Source organism: Thalassospira sp. MIT121401 (assembly GCF_047125595.1).
Taxonomy (GTDB): Bacteria; Pseudomonadota; Alphaproteobacteria; order Rhodospirillales; family Thalassospiraceae; genus Thalassospira; species Thalassospira povalilytica.
Window position 1 is genome coordinate 4,318,331 of record NZ_CP138926.1, and the last position, 18,351, is coordinate 4,336,681.

Genomic DNA, 18,351 nt, shown 5'->3' on the forward strand with positions numbered 1-18,351 from the left:
AAGGCCCGCGATTTTCATCACGGGCCTTTTTCTTTTTATATCCTTGCACGGCGCGATCAGGCGTAAATATCGATCACCTGTCCACGTCCCCCGGTCGGGGCCGGTGCGGCCTGCTGCGAGGTCTGCGTTTCTGCTGTTTGCTCGATCCGCTGTGTCTGCGGCGAATTCAGGTCATTGCTACCCGTTTCAGAAATCGGGGCGGCTGCCTGCTGAATCTGGATCGGGTTGGGTGCATATCCTGCACCACCTACGGCACCTGCCTGCATTACGGTCTCCATCTATCCTTACGGATAATATTTGATCGTCATTTCATAGCAAGTTTTCGCGTAAAAAGCAAAAACCGGTGCAATTTTTCAATCGCACCGGCTTTGGGCATCAAAGATTTAATCGGAAAATCCGATCAGGATCAGGCGGGGACCTGTCCCATTTCCTTGCGCAGCTGACTGCGCAGATTGTCGATCGACACCAGACGTCCGTCACATTTGTAATGCCAATAAGTCCAGCCATTACAAGCCTGTGCGCCCTGAACATGTGCGCCGATCTGATGGATCGAGCCGGCATTGTCCTTATGGCTGATCGAGCCATCCGCACGTACCAGTGCCGCAACATTTCCGCGGTTGTCATAGATTTTGTCGCCCGGCGACAACAGACCGCGTTCGATGACCGCACCGAACGGAATCCGCGGCAAGGCGCGTTTCGATTCGGTCAGTTCCAGGCTGTCACCATCAAGCATCTGGACCTTGGCGATGCGATCACGTGCCGCTTCCGCATAGGTTTCTTCGCGCTCAAGCCCGATGAAGTGACGGCCCAGACGGCGCGCAGCAGCACCGGTCGTGCCCGTGCCGAAGAACGGGTCAAGAACCACATCCCCCTGGCGGGTGGTTGCCATCAGAACGCGCTGAAGCAGGGCTTCGGGTTTCTGGGTCGGATGGACCTTTTTGCCCTTTTCATCCTTGAGACGTTCCGAGCCGGAGCAAATCGGCATCAACCAGTCAGAGCGCATCTGCAAGCCTTCATTAAGCTGCTTCATCGCTTCGTAGTTAAAGGTGATGGCTTTTTGCTCTTCGCTTTTGGAACACCACAGAAGCGTTTCATGCGCATTGCAGAAACGTTTGCCGCGGAAATTCGGCATCGGGTTGGTCTTGCGCCAGACAATGTCATTGAGGATCCAGTACCCGATATCCTGAAGCATGTTACCGACGCGGTAAATGTTGTGATACGAGCCGATCACCCAGATCGCACCGGTATCTTTCAACACCCGGCGTGCGGCGGTCAGCCAGTCACGGGTGAATTCGTCATAATGACGGAAACTGTCGAACTGATCCCAATGGTCGTCAACTGCATCGACCTTGGAATTGTTCGGGCGCAGCAGATCGCCCCCAAGCTGCAAGTTATAGGGCGGATCGGCAAAAATCAGATCAACGGATTTTTCCGGCAGGCTGTTCATCAGTTCGATGCAATCGCCGACCAGAACCTGATCAAGTGGTAAAGTTGTTTTTTTAGTCATGATGCCTTCTAGGTTCCCCTCGAAATCTTGAGGAAAGCATCAACCGAAATAGTTAATGAAAGAGTTAACCGACTCCGAAATTTTTCAAGGATTCGCATTGTGTTAGAAAGTGCGCCACCTGTTTAGACAATCTTAACCGGTCTGCTCCAAAAACCGGAAGATTTCAGTCCGGCAATCCCCGTCACCGCGACAGGGTCAAATCCCCGGTCAGACCGGGCGGACTCCGCAGTTCCAAAACAGTCTGCTTATCCTGAAATGCCGGCCCGGAAAGTTCCCCATCGCCTTTCAGGTGAAGAAACAATCACTTATACACGCGCCAAGCCGTATTTCCCCGCCCGGACGCGCTAAATGGCCGGTTTAAATCACAAAAACTGACCGTTCGGACAGAACACGCTTTGCCTCATTTCTGATCGTGTATACAATCTGCCCACAATCTATGCATAAAAGTTGAACTTCGCATAACGGCAATAACCTTCAGGGGGACAAAATGAAGTCTGGCACTTTCAGCCTTTCCCGTCGTGCACTGCTTTCGGCCGTCGCCGCAGCAGCAGCGGTGGTTTCCTTTGGCTTTGGCACACCGGCACAGGCCGACCCGCTTAAAGTTTCGGCAATCTATACGGTTCCGGTCGAACAGCAGTGGGTTTCGCGCATTCACAAGGCGCTGAACGCCGCCAAGGAACGTGGCGATATTTCCTATGAATTTTCCGAAAACGTCGCCAATACCGACTATGAGCGCGTCATGCGCGAATATGCCGAAAATGGTTCTGACCTGATCGTTGGCGAAGTCTTTGGCGTTGAACGCGCAGCACGCAAGGTTGCCGCACAATATCCCGACACCGCCTTCCTGATGGGGTCAAGCTTTGCCCCGGATGGTGACAATTTCTCGGTGTTTGACAACTTCATCCACGAGCCGAGCTATCTGGTCGGTATGGCTGCCGGTGCGGCAACCAAATCGAACAAAATCGGCATGGTTGGCGGTTTCGCCATCCCGGAAGTCAACCGTCTGATGCATGCCTTCATGGAAGGTGCAAAATCGGTCAATCCGGATGTCGAATTCATGGTGACCTTCATCAACAGCTGGTATGACCCGCCCAAGGCAAAAGAAGCATCCTTTGCCATGATCGATAAGGGTGCCGATGTCATGTACGCAGAACGTTTCGGCGTTTCCGATGCCGCCAAGGAACGCGGCATTCTTGCCGTTGGCAACGTGATCGACACTGCGGCGGATTATCCGGGCACGATCCTTGGTTCGGCACTGTGGCACATGGAAGCAACCATTGACCACGCCATCGAAGCCGTCAAAGCCGGTGAATTCAAAGCCGAAGATTACGGCAAGTTCAGCTATATGGAATATGGTGGCGGCAGTGTCGTTCTTGACGGAAGCCTCCTTCCCGAAGGCACGGTTGCCAAGGTCGAAGCCAAACAGGCAGAAATCCTTGACGGGTCATTCACCGTTAACGTGAATGACGAAGAACCGAAATCTTCGATGTAAGATTTCCTTAAATTTCAGGGGCAGTTCGGTGTAGAAGCCGGACTGCCCCTTATCTGTTTGATCCCGATTTCGGGATTGCGACAATTTGGGAACGTCACCGCATCTTTTCAGGCGCTTGATGCATACCGGGCACAGTCGGCAGGTTTGATCAACTTGCGCTTTGTGTTGCGGTCACGCACCATCGTCCTTTCGCCCCACAGCGTGACGCAAAAACAAAACGGAATGCCCGGATGTCATCTGCTGCGCAAACATCACAACAAACGTCCCAAGACCTGCTGCTTGCGCTGGCAGGCATCACCAAACGATTTGGCCCGCTGATTGCCAATGACGCCATCGACCTGACGGTCCACAAAGGCGAAATTGTTGCCCTGCTTGGCGAGAATGGCGCGGGCAAAACCACATTGATGAATATTCTGTTCGGTCACTATGTCGCGGACGAAGGCACGGTTACGGTTGCCGCGCGCGACGGCAACCTTGAACAGCTTGAACCGGGCGCCCCGCAGGCGGCCCTGGATGCCGGGATCGGCATGGTTCATCAGCATTTCACATTGGCCGAAAACCTGACCGGCCTTGATAACATCGTGCTGGGGACCGAACCGATTTTCCGCCTGCGCCGCGACCGCACCAAGGCACGCGCCAAACTGGCGGAATTGATGGCCGGATCGGGGTTGAATGTCGATCTGGATCAACCGGTTCACAAACTGACCGTTGGCGAAAAGCAACGCGTTGAAATCCTTAAGGCCCTTTATCGCGATGCCCGGCTTCTGGTTCTGGATGAACCGACTGCGGTTCTGACCCCGCAAGAAGCCGACAGCCTGTTTGCCGTTCTTCGCAAACTGGCGCAGAACGGTCTGGCAGTCATCATCATCGCCCACAAACTGGCCGAAGTTCTGGCTGTGTCGCACCGGATTGCGGTTTTGCGTGGCGGCAAGAAAGTCGGTGAAATGATGACAAGTGACGCCGATCATCGTTCCATCGCCGAATTGATGGTCGGGCGCGAAGTTCCGGTCAGTCGCCGTATCGCCCGTGAACCGGGCCAACCGGTCCTTACCCTTTCCGAAGTCACCATTGATCGTGGCGATTCAAGACGGTCCCTTCATGGTGTTTCCATCACGGCCCATGAAGGCGAAATTCTCGGTATCGCCGGTGTATCGGGCAACGGTCAGGCCGCCCTTGCGCAATTGATCGCGGGCCTTGATAAACCTGATCACGGTTCGGTCGAGATTTTTGGCCAAAAGGTCGAAAAATTCGACGCCCATCAATTTGCGCAAAACGGCATCGCCCGCATCCCAGAAGACCGCCATCATGATGGCATGGTCGGATCCATGACGGTGGCGGAAAATATCGCCATCGAAGATGTCCGAAATGCCGGTTATCAGAAATTCGGCTTCCTTGATTTTGAGGCAATCCGCAAACGCGCCGAACATGCCATCACCGATTATGATGTACGCTGCCCCGGCCCGGATGCCCCGGCACGACTGTTGTCGGGCGGTAATATCCAGAAACTTATTCTCGCACGCGTTCTGGAAAAATCGCCGAAACTGATTTTGGCCAATCAGCCGTCCCGCGGCCTTGATGTCGGCGCACAATCCGAGGTCCACCGCCGTTTGCTTGAAGCCCGTCAAAACGGGTCGGCCGTGATCCTGATTTCGGAAGACCTTGATGAACTTCTGACCATTTCCGATCAGATCGCCGTCATCCATGCCGGTCACATCACCCCGGCAATGGCGACCGATACCATTGATCGATCCGAACTTGGATTGATGATGGCCGGCCAGAAGAAAGCCCATCATGCCCCGACCAACCAAAAGACCACCACGCATTCGGGAGAAACGGCATGATCCGCTTTGAACCCCGCGCTAATCCCGGACCTGTTCTGACCTATGGCGTTCCGGTCATTGCCGCCGCCATTGCCATTTTGCTGGCGGCCATTCCGCTTGCACTGGCCGACGCCCCGATCATCAAGGCATACGGCCTTATGATCAGTGGTGCATTCGGGTCGGTCTTTTCGATTTCCGAAATGCTGACCCGCGCGACCCCCCTGATCCTGACCGGTCTGGCAGCAGCCATCGCATTCCGCGCAAAACTTTGGAATATCGGTGCCGAAGGCCAGCTTTACATGGGGGCCATGGCCGCTGTGGCCATCGGATCGGGTGTGATTGATGGTCCCAGCTGGATCATGATCCCGGTCGTGATGATTGCCGGCATGGTTGCCGGTGCGCTGATGCTGATCGGCCCGACTTTGATGAAAACCCGGTTGGGTGTTGATGAAGTCGTCACCACGCTTCTTTTGAACTTCATCGTTCTTCTGTTTGTTCAGATGATGCTTGAAGGGGCGCTTAAAGACCCGATGTCGATGGGTTGGCCGCAATCCGAACCGATTATCGACAGTGCGGTTTTCCCGCCACTGATCGAACGGATGCGTGTTCATTTCGGCCTGATCATCGCACTGGTGTCGGCCATTGCCCTGGCCGTCTTTGTCAAACGGACTGTTTGGGGCTTTGAAATTCGTGCAGTCGGCGAAAATGCCGCGGCCGCCAAATTCGCCGGTATTTCGGTCACCAAAACCATGATCCTTGTTGCCGCACTTTCGGGTGGTCTGGCCGGTTTGGCCGGGGTTGCCGAAGTTGCCGGAACACGCGGTTATCTCGCAACCGACCTGTCACCGGGATATGGTTATGCCGGAATTGTCGTTGCCATGCTGGCGCGTTTGTCACCGGTCGGGGTGATCGCATCGGCCCTGTTTGTGGCATCGGTATTTGTCGGTGCAGATTCCATGAGTCGCGCGATTGGCGTTTCCAGCTATCTGGCCGATCTGATTGTGGCGATGGCGTTGCTTTGTGTTTTGATTGGCGGCTTCTTGACCCGGTTTACGGTTCATTTTGATCGCAAGACAGCCGGGTAAGGAGAACAGACATGGAAATCATCGATATTCTTCTTGCTGCCAGCTTTTGGGAAGCCGCCATTCGTATCGCAACCCCGCTGATTTTCGGAGTTCTGGGCGCACTTGTTTGCGAACGTGCCGGGGTGCTTAACCTTGGTATCGAGGGCATCTTTACCGCCGGTGCCATGGCCGGATGGATGGCCGTGTGGCTTGGCGCCGGCCTTTGGGGTGGTGTGCTTGTTGCCGCACTGGCCGGGGCGTTCTTTGGTCTGATCCATGCGATCCTGACAGTGCCGCTTGGCCTTAGTCAGCATGTATCTGGTATTGGGGTGACCCTTCTTGCCACCAGCCTTTCCTATTTCACCTATCGTACGGCCCTTCCCGATGTGTCATCACCGCCGCGCATCGAACCGTTTCGTCCGCTTGATATTCCGTTCCTGTCAGACTTGCCATTCATCGGTCAGGCCCTGTTTTCACAAACCGCGATGACGATGCTGGCACTTGTTCTGGTGTTTGTTACCGGCTGGGTTCTGTATCGCACGCCGCTTGGCCTTGCGATCCGTGCGGTCGGTGATAACCCGTCCTCGGTCGAGGCACAGGGACTTTCGGTTTATGGCCTGCGCATCGGTGCGGTTGTTGTCGGCTCGTCCCTGATGGCACTGGGCGGGGCGTTTCTGACCATGTCGGCCTTTGATGCGTTCTTCTTTGGCATGATCAATGGCCGTGGCTGGGTTTGCATTGCGCTAACCGTGTTTGCAAGCTGGCGACCGGGCAAGGCATTGATCGGTGCCCTGTTATTCGGGGCCTTTGATGCGTTTCAGGTTCGCCTGCAAACCGAAGTGGGCGCATTCCTGCCATCGCAGGTCTTCCTGATGATGCCCTATATCCTGTCGATCATTGCCCTGATTGTTGTTGCCCGTAAGGCCGATTATCCCAAGGCGCTTCTGGTGCCCTGGTTCAAGGGCCAGCGTTAATCACAACAATCCGTTTCTGAACGCCACCACAAGACCAAGGATGACGCCATGCAAGCCGATCTGATTTTGAAAAATGCCAATATCGCCAATGGACAGGCGGGCGTTGATATCGCTTGTAGCAATGGAAAGATTGTCGAGATTGGCCAGAACCTGAACATCCCCGCGACCGAGGAAATCGATTGTGGCGGCATGCTGGTCAGTCCGCCCTTTGTCGACAGTCACTTCCACATGGATGCCACCCTGTCGCTTGGTCTGCCGCGCATGAATGAGTCTGGCACCCTGCTGGAAGGCATCGCACTTTGGGGCGAACTTAAACCGCTTTTGACACCCGAAGCCGTAATTGAACGCGCCCTTAAATATTGCGACCTTGCGGTATCCAAGGGCCTGCTTGCCATTCGCAGTCACGTTGATGTTTGTGATGACCGGTTGCTTGCCGTTGATGCGTTGCTTGAAGTTAAAAAACAGGTCGCACCCTATATCGATCTGCAACTGGTTGCCTTCCCGCAGGATGGCTATCTGCGCAGCAAAACCGCCAAGGAAAACACCATCCGCGCGCTGGACAAGGGCGTTGATGTTGTCGGTGGCATACCGCATTTCGAACGGACCATGGCCGACGGCGCACAAAGCATTGCGGAGCTTTGCGAAATGGCGGCCGACCGTGGCCTGATGGTTGATATGCATTGCGATGAATCTGATGATCCGCTGTCGCGTCATATCGAAATGCTGACTTATGAAACCCAGCGCCTTGGGCTTCAGGGGCGCGTTGCCGGATCGCACCTGACATCGATGCATTCGATGGATAATTACTATGTGTCCAAACTGATTGCCCTGATGGCCGAGGCAGAAGTTTCCGCCATTGCCAATCCGCTGATCAACATCACCCTTCAGGGCCGCCATGATACCTATCCCAAACGCCGTGGCATGACCCGCGTGCCGGAACTGCGCAAGGCGGGCCTGACCGTGGCGTTCGGCCATGATTGTGTGATGGATCCCTGGTATTCGATGGGGTCGGGTGACATGCTTGAAGTCGCATCCATGGGGCTTCATGTTGCCCAGATGACATCACGCGATGATATCCGGGCCTGCTTTGATGCCGTGACCAAGGAACCGGCCAGGATTTTGGGGCTTGATGGATATGGCATCGAGGTTGGCAACAATGCCGATTTCGTTATCCTGCAAGCCCGCGATACGATTGAAGCCATCCGGATGCGGGCCAACCGCCTGTTTGTCATTCGGCGCGGCAAAATCATTGCCGAAACGCCGATGGCCCAGACCCGCCTGCATCTGGCCGACCGTCCGGATCATGTGCGTGAACATGAATATGCGCCGGGCCAGTAATTGGTCCGGTTCGGATTTGAAGACAACCTGCTGCTGAACGGATGCCGCCATGTTCTATGAACCGGGAAAAACGCCACATAACCTGCCCCATGATCCGTTCAAGGCCTGTGTGGCACCGCGTCCGATCGGCTGGGTTTCGACCCTTGATAAAAACGGGCGTCCCAACCTGGCGCCCTATTCGTTTTTCAATGCGGTGCTTGGCACCCCGCCGATGGTGATGTTTTCATCAGGTGGTTCGATTGACAGTCTGCAAAACGCCCGTGATACCGGCGAATTTGTTGTCGGTGTTGCCCCGCGTGCGATGCTTAAGGAACTGAATTTTTCCTCGTCCCCACTGCCGCCGGGTGAAGACGAATTTGAATATGCCGGACTTGAAAAGCTTCCGGCCAAATGCGTCAAACCGCATCTGATCAAGGGTGTTCCGATCCATATGGAATGCACGGTCTATCAGATTGTCGATCTGCCCAGTGCCTTTCCCGATAAACGGCCCTGTGCGATGGTGATCGGCACTGTGGTCGGCTTGCACATTGATGATGACATCATTCGCGATGGCATGGTCGATATCACGCTGTTTGAACCACTGGCCCGGCTTGGCTATCAGGAATATGCCAGCGTATCGGAAACCTTTACGGTCCGCCGCGAGGATTTCTGGAAATAGAAAATCCGTTAACCGGTTGATTGGTTTCATCAAAACGACGCGCAAGCGCAAACAAACTGTCACAGAGAATCTCTAATGTGAACAAGAACACAGTTCGCTCGAACATTTACGGGCTTGAGCTGTGGGTTCTTGCACTTTTTTCAGATTTTTCTGTGGGGGATTTATTCCATGAAACGGACGTTTGCAGCGGGCGTTGCCGGCTTTACAGCCTTGCTTCTTGCCAGCTCGGCCATGGCAGGGGACGCCAGGGTTTTTGAAACCAAAAGCGCGATCAACAATCTTTCGACCGTGATGGTTGATGGCGGCAAGGCCCGTGACCTGACCATTGGTCTGGGCTCCGGTGCATATCGTCGTCCGGGTGATCCGGCCAACATGTTCTATGCGGTTTCCGACCGTGGTCCGAACTTTGTTTGCGGTGACGTTCAGGACGTTCTTGGCGTTGCCGAAGACGTCGTATGCAAGGGCAAGAAAGTCCGTATCTATCCGACCCCGGATTATTCCCCGTCAATCTACACCATTTTCCTCAATGACGATGGCAGCTTTGACATCAAGGATGTCATCACCATCAAGGATCAAAATGGCGTTCCCCTGACCGGCCTTACCAACAAGCTGACCGTTGCCAAAACCGAAAAGCCGGTTGATGCCAACGGCAACCCGCTTGAACAGTCCGTATCGTCAATCGATGCCGAAGGCATCATTCGCCTGTCTGATGGCACTTACTGGATTGGGGAAGAAAACGGCCCGTCCGTTTTGCATGTTGCAGCTGATGGCACCGTGATCGAACGCATCGTTCCGGCCGGATCGGAAAAAGATTTCGATGGTGCGGCCTATAAGGTATCGGGCGGACTTCCGGCCATTCTGGTGACGCGCCAGACCAACCGCGGCATTGAATCCATGGCCGTATCGCCAGACGAAACCAAGCTGTATTTCATGGTTCAGAACCCGCTGGCCAATCCGAATGCAGATGCCTACAAGGCGGCCAAGAACACCCGTCTGTTCGTTTATGACCGTGTGGCTCAGAAGCTGACTGGCGAATATATCTATCAGCTTGATGATCCGCAGACCTTCCGCAACGATCCGTCCAAGAAACAGAATGCCCCGCGCATTTCCGAAGTCCTTGCCCTTGGCAATGACCGTCTGCTGGTTCTCGAACGGACCGACAAGACCACCAAACTGCATGAAATCAAGCTTGATGGCGCGACCAACATTCTTGCAACCCGCTGGGATGACATGTCCACCAGCCCGTCGCTTGAACAGCAAAATGACCTGTCGACCATTGATCTGGTTGCGGTGAACAAGACCCTTCGCTTTGACAGTGCCGACTATCCGGAAGCACCGAACAAGCTTGAAGGTCTTGCCATCATGGGCGACGGCGCACTTGCCATGATCAATGACAATGATTTCGGCATCAAGGGCGACCCGACCAAGGTGATCCTGATTGACGGTCTGGTTCAGGCCGACAAATTCTGATTTGGTCTGTTGCCACCTTGGCAACCGTCACATCGCGGCAGGAAAGCTGTTATGCAGCTTTCCTGCTTTTTTATTGGCTGAAATGGGCGTAAAAGCAGGCCCATGATGACAAACACACAGACATTCGACACCCCGGACGGCATTGATGCCGTTATTGAACCCATGGATGCAACCGGCTACCTCGCCCCTGTCGGGTTTGAGGATCAGCTGTTCAATGAACTGGGCGATGTCGTTGAACGCCATGACCGGTTGATGTTCGCACCCGGCCCGGAACGCCGCGTTTTCTGGGCGCAGAATGTCTGGCGCAATCCGGTCCGGATTGCCATCCCGTCGATCAAGGGTGCGGCCAAGATCCTGAAATTCAATCAGCGCAACTGGGCCCTGTTCAAGTTTGATCATTTTTCCCGCGCCAAGCTGATCGAAGGGCACCTGCCCCATGTATCGGCAAAGCGTCAGGTATTTGGCGAACCGGCCCCGACCGCGCCGCTTGGTTCATGGACGCTGATTGATCCCGATACGATCATCGCATCGGCTGATTGTTCCAGCCCCTGGAAAAACGGCGATGTCGAATTTGAAGAAGACAAGGTCACACCGCCAAACCGCGCGTACCTGAAACTGTGGGAAGCCTTCACACGGCTTGGTGCCTATCCGCAGCCCGGACAACGCACCATGGATCTGGGCGGAAGCCCGGGTGGATGGACCTGGGTTCTGCATGAATTTGGCACCGATGTCATTTCCATCGACAAGGCGCGGCTGGACAGCAAAATTGCCAACTTGCCGCGCGTTGATTTCCGTCAGGAAAGTGCCTTTGGCCTCAATCCACAGGAAATCGGCCATATCGACTGGCTGTGCTCGGACGTGATTTGTTATCCGGATCGCCTGTTCACACTGGTCAATCAGTGGATGGAAACCGGCATGGCGACCAACTTTATCTGCACCATCAAATTGCAGGGCGATACGGATTACTCCGCCATCACCCAGTTTGCCGATATTCCCGGATCAAAGGTCGTGCATTTGTATAACAACAAGCACGAACTGACCTGGATGAAGGTGCCCGGCGTTACCGATCAGGATTGATCAAGCTGTTTGATCGCCGGATCAAGCGGGTAATAGTCACCTTTGTCGGCACAGAAAATCTGACCGGCTGTCGTCATGTTAGCGCTATCATCAAGGGTTCCTGGCATCACCGCCATATGATCGGTGCGCACCGGTCGCCAGAACAAACCGGTGCCGCATTCCTTGCAAAAACCGCGATCGGTTTTTTCCGACAAACGATACCAGCGCAACCCGTCATCGCGGATCAGATCAAGATGATGGCGATCAAACCGGGCATAGGAACTGACATGGCCGTGCAGTTTGCGACACAGATTGCAATGGCACATGACCGTATCATCGACCGGTCCATTGATTTGATAGCGCACGGCGCCGCAATGGCATCCGCCGTGATAGCCGGTTTTTTCGGCTGAGTGTTTGTTCACCGCGACCTCCCCCGATCGGTGATGAATGGTTCCTTTTTTATCTGTCATGGTGTGCCGATAATGCAAGCACTGTGACACAGACTTTCCGTTCAACCCGTATTCATCACACCATTTCAGACAAATATGTTTGAGATTGATGAAAAGCAGTCCTATTCTGCGGCTTCTGTTCGGAGCCAGATGATGACGCCACCGCGCCATTCCCTGCCATCTGACCCCGCCCGAAAGTGATGGGATAAAATGTCCGAAAATTCTTTCCATTATGATGTGCTTGTCATCGGTAGTGGTGCTGCCGGTCTGTCCACTGCACTTAAACTCGCCCCGCATGTAAAGGTCGCTGTCCTGTCCAAGGGCAAGATCGATGACGGATCGACAAACTGGGCCCAGGGCGGGATCGCAGCGGTTCTTGATGCGACTGACAGCATCGAAAACCATGTTCGCGATACCCTGATTGCCGGTGCCGATCTGTGCAAACGTGAAACCGTTGAATTCGTTGCCGCCAATGCGCCGCGTGCGATTGCCTGGCTTGACGAGCTTGGCATTCAGCTGACCCGTGATCCTGATGGCGACAACAGTCAGCCATTCCATCTGACCCGCGAAGGCGGGCACAGCCACCGGCGCATCGTCCATGCCGCCGACGCCACCGGCCGTGCGGTTCAGACCACCCTGCAAAGCCAGGCGGTCAATCATCCGAACATCAAGATTTTTGAAAACTATCTGGCGATTGATCTGGTCACTGATCGCAAATTCGGCGGCGAAGGCCGGCGTTGCATCGGTGCCTATGCGCTTGATCTTGAAACCGGCAAGGTAAAATCATTCAATGCCCGCACGGTTGTTCTGGCAACCGGTGGTGCCAGCAAGGTTTACCGTTTCACATCCAACCCGGACGGATCGACCGGGGATGGTATCGCCATGGCATGGCGTGCGGGTTGCCGTGTGATGAACATGGAATTCAGCCAGTTCCACCCGACCTGTCTTTATCACCCGCAGGCCAAATCATTCCTGATCACCGAGGCCGTGCGCGGTGAAGGCGGCAAGTTGCTGTTGCCAGACGGCACACGTTTCATGGACCGGTTTGACGAACGTGGTGAACTGGCTCCGCGCGATATTGTCGCACGCGCCATTGACCATGAAATGAAGCGTCTGGGTGCTGATTGCGTCTATCTCGACATCACGCACAAGGGCAAGGATTTCATCAAGGAACACTTCCCGACGATTTATGAAACCTGCCTTGGTTATGGCATCGACATGACCAAACAGCCGATCCCGGTTGTTCCGGCCGCCCATTACACCTGTGGCGGGGTTCTGACCGATCTGCGCGGGCGCACCGATTTGACCGGACTTTATGCGATCGGTGAATGTGCAGGCACCGGTCTTCATGGTGCGAACCGTCTGGCATCCAACTCGCTTCTGGAATGTCTGGTCTTTGGCGAGGCCGCGGCCAATGACATTATCGAAGCGCTTCCGGTCGAAGATCATTTCAAACCGATCCCCGATTGGGATGAAACCGGCATCACCGATTCCGACGAGGAAGTCATTGTTGCCCATAACTGGGAACAGTTGCGCAACGTGATGTGGGATTTTGTCGGCATCGTGCGCACCACCAAACGTGTGCAGCGCGCCCAGCACCGTGTTGATTTGCTGTTGTCGGAAATTGACGAATATTACGGCAATTTCCGTGTCACCAATGACCTTCTGGAACTGCGCAACCTGTCAGTGGTGGCCAAGCTGATCATTCAATCGGCCCTGTGGCGTCGCGAAAGCCGTGGTTTGCATTATACCACCGATTATCCCGACCTTGATCAAAGCGGATCACCGCGCCAGACCATTCTGGTGCCTGAAAACTTTGCCGGGCGCTGGGTGATTGCCGGTCAGTGGAAAACCTGACCGGTCACCTGACGACACCAATCCATCCATACCAAAACATGCCCTGATGCCCGCAACGGAACCCCGCCATGACCGCGCACGCCACACTGATCGGAATTGCCCGCAAATCAAAGTCCCATGCGCCAATGGAGACACTGGATCAGGTTCAGGTCAGTACCGAACTTGGCGTTGATGGCGATTATCGCGGCAAGTTGCGCCGTCGGCAGGTGACGATCCTGGCCGAGGAAGGCTGGAACGCCGCCATCAACGAAATCGGCAAACCTGATCTGCCCTGGACGACAAGGCGGGCAAACCTGTTTGTGCGCGGGATCGATCTGCCGCGTGAAAAGGGCCGCAAACTTGTCATCGGCAGCGTAACATTTGAAATTACCGGGGAAACCGATCCCTGCCACCGCATGGATGATGCCGCACCGGGGCTAAAGGACGCCATGACACCCGACTGGCGCGGCGGGGTAACGTGCCGGGTAATTGAAAGCGGCGAACTGGCGATCGGGGACCAGGTCACGATACCGGTGGCCGGATCGGCGCAACCGCACAGGAATTGAATTCGGACATCAGGCATCGGGCAAACAGAATTTACATCAAAGGTTATTGATCAACCGGGGGGAAGATCAGATGAAAAAAGCTGAATTACCAGACAATGAAGCTGCCCGTCAGAAGTCGCTTGAAAGCATGGGCATTCTGACCAGTGATGCCGACCCCGAACTTGATCGTATTACCCGTGTTGCCCAACGCATTTTCGGATCGGAAATCGTGGCGATATCGCTTCTTGATAATGATCGCCAGTTTTTCAAATCCAACATCAATCAGCCGACATCGGAAACCCCGCGCGATATTTCGTTCTGTGGTCATGCCATTCTGGGTGACAAGACATTTGTCGTCGAGGATGCCGAACATGACGAACGGTTCCACGACAGCCCGCTTGTCACCGGCATTCCCAATGTGCGTGCCTATGCCGGTGTGCCGCTGACCAATCCGGATGGCTTCAAGATCGGCGCATTGTGCGTGGTCGATACCCAAACCCGCCATTTCAGCGAAGAAGACCTTCAGATTCTTGAAGATCTGGGCCATTGGGCGGAAACCGCGATTGCCCTGCGCTATGGCGCAAGAACCCCGCAACAGGTTCTTGATGATCTTGACCCGGCCAAACATGAATTGCTGATCGATCCGATGACGCGGACCTGGAATGACGTCGGGATGAAGGAATTCCTGCACCGCGAACTGATCAATGCCCGGCTCAAGCATGACAGTCTTGCGATCTATCGGTTTGAAATTGATGACCACGAAAGACTGCTGCAAACCTATGGCAAGGACACCGTCAACCGGATCGTTCAGGCAATTGCGTCGGTTATCACATCATCATTGCGTGACCGCGATGTTGTCGGGCGGGTTGATGAATGCGGCTTTGCCTGTCTGATGCCCGGTGTGCGTCAGGAACAGACAAGTTTTCTTGGCTTCAAGCTGTGCGATACGGTGCGCGAACAATGCCGCTTTACCGACATGGAAGGCGATCCTGTCCGCATCACCATCAGTGTCGGCGCCACCTGGGCTGACCCCGACACCAAACTGCATTTCAAAGCCAACCGGATCCTTGAACATGCGGCAAATGCCATGGATCAGGCCAAGGCAGACGGGTTCGAAAACGTTGTTTATCGCGCCCTTCCTGCACCAGACCGACCGGTTTGACGCGGTTGGTCCCGGGCATCATTTCCCAACCGTTGATACCAACCGGTCGTGCATTTCACCCGGTGTCATATCCGCCATTTCCGCCAGCAAGATATAAGGATCGCCGTCCAGTCCCAATAGTTGGGCAAAGGCAGGTTCGGTTTTGATCCCGGCCATCTTCAGGGCCAGTACGCCTTTTGCGAAATCCGGACCCATCAAATGCAATATCCGGGCTTCAACCAGCATATGGACAAATCCGAACTGCGACATGACCGGGCAGTTTGTTGCAAATATCTCGACAGGAAAGCCGCCACAGACAAACCGGATAACCACCGCCGCCCCGACATTTGCCGTTGCCGCGCGATCATGACAGGAAAACTGCGCGAACGTATTCAGTCGCGACATGGCAAATTTCCTGAACCGGTCCAAATCGGATGCATGACACAGAATATCGATATCGGAACTGGCGGTATCGATCCCGATCGGCAATGTCCCGGCAACAACCGGATCAAAATCCGAAAGGATGTCCATGACCCCGAATTTTTGCAGAATTTCTGCGGCCTGACGCCCACGCGAAGATGCCGACATCAACCGATCCAGCCCGCGAAAGTCATCACTTCGACACCCGCAAGGCCAATCCATTACTGTTTGGTTCATTGTCAAAACCATTCCGTTTCTTGACCCGATCGACCAATGCGGAGATACCTGATAATCGCAGCCATTCCAATCAGATGGTGCTGCGCCAGCCATTTGCGCATGTTCCTGTGCGCAGCCAACCAGAAAGCCCGTAAGTCACATGCTTGATATTCTGGCGATCACGTCACCGATCTTCATGATCATCGCGATCGGCTATTTTGCAGTCTATCGCAATATCGTGCCGCAAAACATTGTGCGCGGCATGGGGGCATTTGTAATGAATTTCGCGTTGCCATGCCTGTTGATCCGGGCACTGGGGCAGCGTGATCTGACCGAAATTATCGAGCCGGTCTATCTTCTGGCGTACGGGATCGGGTCGCTTCTGGTGTTTGCATTTGGCTATTTCTATGCCTTGAAGGTTGCCGGCAAAAGTCAGGCCAACGCCACCTTGCAAGGCCTTGGCATGTCTATGTGCAATAGCGGCTTTGTCGGATATCCGGTCGTCTCCCAAATCCTTGGTCCGACTGCGGCAATCGGACTTGCGCTGTGTGTCATGATTGAAAACCTTGTGATGATGCCGCTGGTTCTGGTGCTGGGTGACAGTGCACAAAATAACGGGCAAAGCCGCGTACAGGTACTTGGCAAGGCGTTTGTCAATCTGGGGCGCAACCCGATCATTATCGGTATTGCCATCGGACTTGTGATTTCGTTATCGGGCGTCACATTGCCCGGCCCGATTGTCCGGGTGATTGACATGCTGGCATCGGCGTCGGGACCGGTTGCATTGTTTGTCATTGGCGGGGGCCTTGTCGGGCTGAAGCTTAAGGGGCTTCGCGTCGATATGGCACGCATCGTCAGCGCCAAGCTGTTGCTGCACCCGATTCTGGTCTTTGTTCTGGTTTATCTTCTGCCGGATATGGATCCGACTTTGCGGATCGCCTGCGTTGCCTTTGCCTGTTCCCCGATGCTCAGCATCTATCCGATTTTCGGCCAACGTTATGGCCACGAAGGATTGTGTGCAGCATCACTGATGATGGCAACATCCCTGTCATTCATCACCATCAGCACCGCATTGTGGCTTCTCGATACCACCCACGTCTTTGGTCCGCTGCCCTGACATCCAAAACAGCATCATCCGCCGCCACTTAACGGTCTATCTCTACCTGTCACCGGCGCAAGATTTCACCTTGGTGGCTGGCCGAACTTTGGACGTTGCCCGGGGAAACCGCCACCCGGCGGAGGACCACGGCGACCATCCGGGCCTGCACCACCTGGGCCACCACCCGGACCACCCCCTGAACCACCCCCAGGGCCGCCACCTGGTCCATTTCCACCGGGTCCACCGGGCGGCATGCCACCCGGCCCCTTGTTGAAGCTGGGATCGCCAATGCCGGCCAACAGGCGCGGGATGAAGGGGAAACTCTCTGTCACGAAATAGGCATAGGTTCCTTGCGGATATTCCGGTGTCACGGTTTCGCGGCCATTGGCCTCGTCAAGGTCACCAAGACCGGGCACATATTCGAAATCCTCGCCATATGTTCCGTCATATGGCCCGCCCGGACCACCAGGACGCGTGCCGGTTTTGACCCGCCATGAACTGCGCAACGCGACCACCGGTGATCCCGGATCATTGGGGTCGGCATAGCCAAACATCGCATAGATCGGGAAACCGTCGGCCGCAAAACCGATGCGAATGGAATGCTGATCGGGTGACCAGCTTTTTATCAGCCCCTTGGGCACGCCATGATAATGATAGGTGCCATCGGGCTGCACATGGGCATTGTTTTGATCAAGCCCCAGATCAAGGGTTGGTGAAATCGCTTCGTATCGCCAGCCGGACTGGCGATTGCGTTGCCAGAATTCCGCAGTATAGGGATCAAACGGAACCCCGTTTACCGCAACACCGAATGACAGGCGATCAATCGGGGCGAACCGCCCGGTACGAACCGGGTTCAGGGGCAAACGGAATTCAAGGGACTGCGCCTTGATCGCATTGGGGTTGCGCCGGTTCGGGAAACTGCCGGTGGCATGATCGGGAATGGCGTTTGATGTGATGTATCGATACCGACCATCTTCACGCATGCGGACTTCGTTTGACAGTGCCCAGGCCTGCCGGGACGGGTTCAAGACCATACCGGCCAGGGGCAACATGCCAAGCCCAACCAGAAGATTGCGCCGCATTCGGTCGACTTCTTTACGTGTGTCGCCGGTATATCTGCCCTCGTCCATCGGCGCGTGATCATGCTGATGATGGTGATCATGGTGATGATGAGTGAACTGCTGATCCTGCTGCGCGTGAAGTTCGCTTCGTGTCAGTTTCGGCACCGGACTTTCCCCCAAAAGCAGATGTGGCGTCATCCTGATA

Annotated in this window: 17 protein-coding genes; 12 read left to right on the forward strand and 5 right to left on the reverse strand. The window is 55.0% G+C overall.

The features are described 5' to 3' along the window. Positions 1 to 56: 56 nt before the first annotated feature. Complete coding sequence (locus tag SIB88_RS19785) at positions 57 to 266, reverse strand: hypothetical protein (RefSeq protein ID WP_228196116.1); 210 nt, start codon at positions 264 to 266, stop codon at positions 57 to 59. 140 nt (positions 267 to 406) lie between these two features. Then, positions 407 to 1,507 (reverse strand): site-specific DNA-methyltransferase, encoded by a 1,101-nt coding sequence (locus tag SIB88_RS19790; RefSeq protein ID WP_114113140.1) that lies wholly within the window; start codon positions 1,505 to 1,507, stop codon positions 407 to 409. Between the two features lie 487 nt (positions 1,508 to 1,994). On the opposite strand from SIB88_RS19790, the gene SIB88_RS19795 reads away from it, so the two are divergent. The 8 genes from SIB88_RS19795 (at position 1,995) to SIB88_RS19830 (ending at position 11,400) form a co-directional block, all read left to right on the forward strand. Beyond that, on the forward strand, positions 1,995 to 2,999 hold the full coding sequence (locus SIB88_RS19795) for a BMP family protein (RefSeq protein WP_412558893.1): 1,005 nt from the start codon (positions 1,995 to 1,997) through the stop codon (positions 2,997 to 2,999). A 230-nt stretch (positions 3,000 to 3,229) separates the two neighbouring features. Then, positions 3,230 to 4,840 (forward strand): ABC transporter ATP-binding protein, encoded by a 1,611-nt coding sequence (locus SIB88_RS19800; protein ID WP_412558894.1) that lies wholly within the window; start codon positions 3,230 to 3,232, stop codon positions 4,838 to 4,840. Then, positions 4,837 to 5,904, forward strand: a complete 1,068-nt coding sequence (locus SIB88_RS19805; protein WP_114113141.1) for an ABC transporter permease — start codon at positions 4,837 to 4,839, stop codon at positions 5,902 to 5,904. Before SIB88_RS19800 ends, SIB88_RS19805 begins: the two co-directional genes overlap by 4 nt. Positions 5,905 to 5,915: 11 nt before the next feature. Further along, positions 5,916 to 6,857, forward strand: a complete 942-nt coding sequence (locus SIB88_RS19810) for an ABC transporter permease (RefSeq protein ID WP_114102049.1) — start codon at positions 5,916 to 5,918, stop codon at positions 6,855 to 6,857. Between the two features lie 48 nt (positions 6,858 to 6,905). Then, positions 6,906 to 8,195 (forward strand): amidohydrolase family protein, encoded by a 1,290-nt coding sequence (locus SIB88_RS19815; protein ID WP_412558895.1) that lies wholly within the window; start codon positions 6,906 to 6,908, stop codon positions 8,193 to 8,195. Between the two features lie 49 nt (positions 8,196 to 8,244). Further along, entirely contained in the window at positions 8,245 to 8,853 is a 609-nt protein-coding gene (locus tag SIB88_RS19820) for a flavin reductase family protein (protein ID WP_068519801.1), read from the forward strand. A gap of 168 nt (positions 8,854 to 9,021) precedes the next feature. After that, entirely contained in the window at positions 9,022 to 10,323 is a 1,302-nt protein-coding gene (locus SIB88_RS19825; protein ID WP_412558896.1) for an esterase-like activity of phytase family protein, read from the forward strand. Between the two features lie 102 nt (positions 10,324 to 10,425). Continuing rightward, positions 10,426 to 11,400 (forward strand): SAM-dependent methyltransferase, encoded by a 975-nt coding sequence (locus tag SIB88_RS19830; protein ID WP_412558897.1) that lies wholly within the window; start codon positions 10,426 to 10,428, stop codon positions 11,398 to 11,400. On the opposite strand, the gene SIB88_RS19835 is transcribed toward SIB88_RS19830, so the two are convergent. Then, on the reverse strand, positions 11,391 to 11,801 hold the full coding sequence (locus SIB88_RS19835) for a GFA family protein (RefSeq protein WP_231856783.1): 411 nt from the start codon (positions 11,799 to 11,801) through the stop codon (positions 11,391 to 11,393). The genes SIB88_RS19830 and SIB88_RS19835 overlap by 10 nt on opposite strands. A gap of 237 nt (positions 11,802 to 12,038) precedes the next feature. On the opposite strand from SIB88_RS19835, the gene nadB reads away from it, so the two are divergent. The 3 genes from nadB to SIB88_RS19850 all read left to right on the forward strand — a co-directional run bounded on the left by nadB (position 12,039) and on the right by SIB88_RS19850 (position 15,371). After that, on the forward strand, positions 12,039 to 13,685 hold the full coding sequence (gene nadB / locus SIB88_RS19840) for an L-aspartate oxidase (protein WP_101247220.1): 1,647 nt from the start codon (positions 12,039 to 12,041) through the stop codon (positions 13,683 to 13,685). Positions 13,686 to 13,753: 68 nt separating this feature from the next. Next, positions 13,754 to 14,230 carry an MOSC domain-containing protein gene (locus SIB88_RS19845; RefSeq protein WP_412558898.1) on the forward strand — a complete coding sequence of 159 codons (477 nt, stop codon included), beginning with the start codon at positions 13,754 to 13,756 and terminating at the stop codon, positions 14,228 to 14,230. 70 nt (positions 14,231 to 14,300) lie between these two features. Next, a complete protein-coding gene (locus SIB88_RS19850; protein ID WP_412558899.1) occupies positions 14,301 to 15,371 on the forward strand; it encodes a sensor domain-containing diguanylate cyclase in 1,071 nt (356 codons plus the stop codon). An 18-nt stretch (positions 15,372 to 15,389) separates the two neighbouring features. Here the strand turns inward: SIB88_RS19850 and SIB88_RS19855 are convergent, their stop codons facing one another. Next, on the reverse strand, positions 15,390 to 15,938 hold the full coding sequence (locus tag SIB88_RS19855) for a DUF4269 domain-containing protein (protein WP_412558900.1): 549 nt from the start codon (positions 15,936 to 15,938) through the stop codon (positions 15,390 to 15,392). Between the two features lie 208 nt (positions 15,939 to 16,146). On the opposite strand from SIB88_RS19855, the gene SIB88_RS19860 reads away from it, so the two are divergent. Next, positions 16,147 to 17,103: an AEC family transporter gene (locus SIB88_RS19860; protein ID WP_068519808.1), complete on the forward strand. Its 957-nt coding sequence runs from the start codon at positions 16,147 to 16,149 to the stop codon at positions 17,101 to 17,103. Positions 17,104 to 17,168: 65 nt separating this feature from the next. On the opposite strand, the gene SIB88_RS19865 is transcribed toward SIB88_RS19860, so the two are convergent. Further along, positions 17,169 to 18,311, reverse strand: a complete 1,143-nt coding sequence (locus SIB88_RS19865; RefSeq protein ID WP_412558902.1) for a YHYH protein — start codon at positions 18,309 to 18,311, stop codon at positions 17,169 to 17,171. Positions 18,312 to 18,351 lie beyond the last annotated feature (40 nt).

What these genes read in the sequence shown, in the direction of transcription:
- SIB88_RS19785 (WP_228196116.1), bottom strand. Translation starts at nt 266, where the DNA reads ATGCAGGCAGGTGCCGTAGGTGGTGCAGGATATGCACCCAACCCGATC.
- SIB88_RS19790 (WP_114113140.1), bottom strand. Translation starts at nt 1,507, where the DNA reads ATGACTAAAAAAACAACTTTACCACTTGATCAGGTTCTGGTCGGCGAT.
- SIB88_RS19795 (WP_412558893.1), top strand. Translation starts at nt 1,995, where the DNA reads ATGAAGTCTGGCACTTTCAGCCTTTCCCGTCGTGCACTGCTTTCGGCC.
- SIB88_RS19800 (WP_412558894.1), top strand. Translation starts at nt 3,230, where the DNA reads ATGTCATCTGCTGCGCAAACATCACAACAAACGTCCCAAGACCTGCTG.
- SIB88_RS19805 (WP_114113141.1), top strand. Translation starts at nt 4,837, where the DNA reads ATGATCCGCTTTGAACCCCGCGCTAATCCCGGACCTGTTCTGACCTAT.
- SIB88_RS19810 (WP_114102049.1), top strand. Translation starts at nt 5,916, where the DNA reads ATGGAAATCATCGATATTCTTCTTGCTGCCAGCTTTTGGGAAGCCGCC.
- SIB88_RS19815 (WP_412558895.1), top strand. Translation starts at nt 6,906, where the DNA reads ATGCAAGCCGATCTGATTTTGAAAAATGCCAATATCGCCAATGGACAG.
- SIB88_RS19820 (WP_068519801.1), top strand. Translation starts at nt 8,245, where the DNA reads ATGTTCTATGAACCGGGAAAAACGCCACATAACCTGCCCCATGATCCG.
- SIB88_RS19825 (WP_412558896.1), top strand. Translation starts at nt 9,022, where the DNA reads ATGAAACGGACGTTTGCAGCGGGCGTTGCCGGCTTTACAGCCTTGCTT.
- SIB88_RS19830 (WP_412558897.1), top strand. Translation starts at nt 10,426, where the DNA reads ATGATGACAAACACACAGACATTCGACACCCCGGACGGCATTGATGCC.
- nadB (WP_101247220.1), top strand. Translation starts at nt 12,039, where the DNA reads ATGTCCGAAAATTCTTTCCATTATGATGTGCTTGTCATCGGTAGTGGT.
- SIB88_RS19845 (WP_412558898.1), top strand. Translation starts at nt 13,754, where the DNA reads ATGACCGCGCACGCCACACTGATCGGAATTGCCCGCAAATCAAAGTCC.
- SIB88_RS19850 (WP_412558899.1), top strand. Translation starts at nt 14,301, where the DNA reads ATGAAAAAAGCTGAATTACCAGACAATGAAGCTGCCCGTCAGAAGTCG.
- SIB88_RS19855 (WP_412558900.1), bottom strand. Translation starts at nt 15,938, where the DNA reads ATGTCGGCATCTTCGCGTGGGCGTCAGGCCGCAGAAATTCTGCAAAAA.
- SIB88_RS19860 (WP_068519808.1), top strand. Translation starts at nt 16,147, where the DNA reads ATGCTTGATATTCTGGCGATCACGTCACCGATCTTCATGATCATCGCG.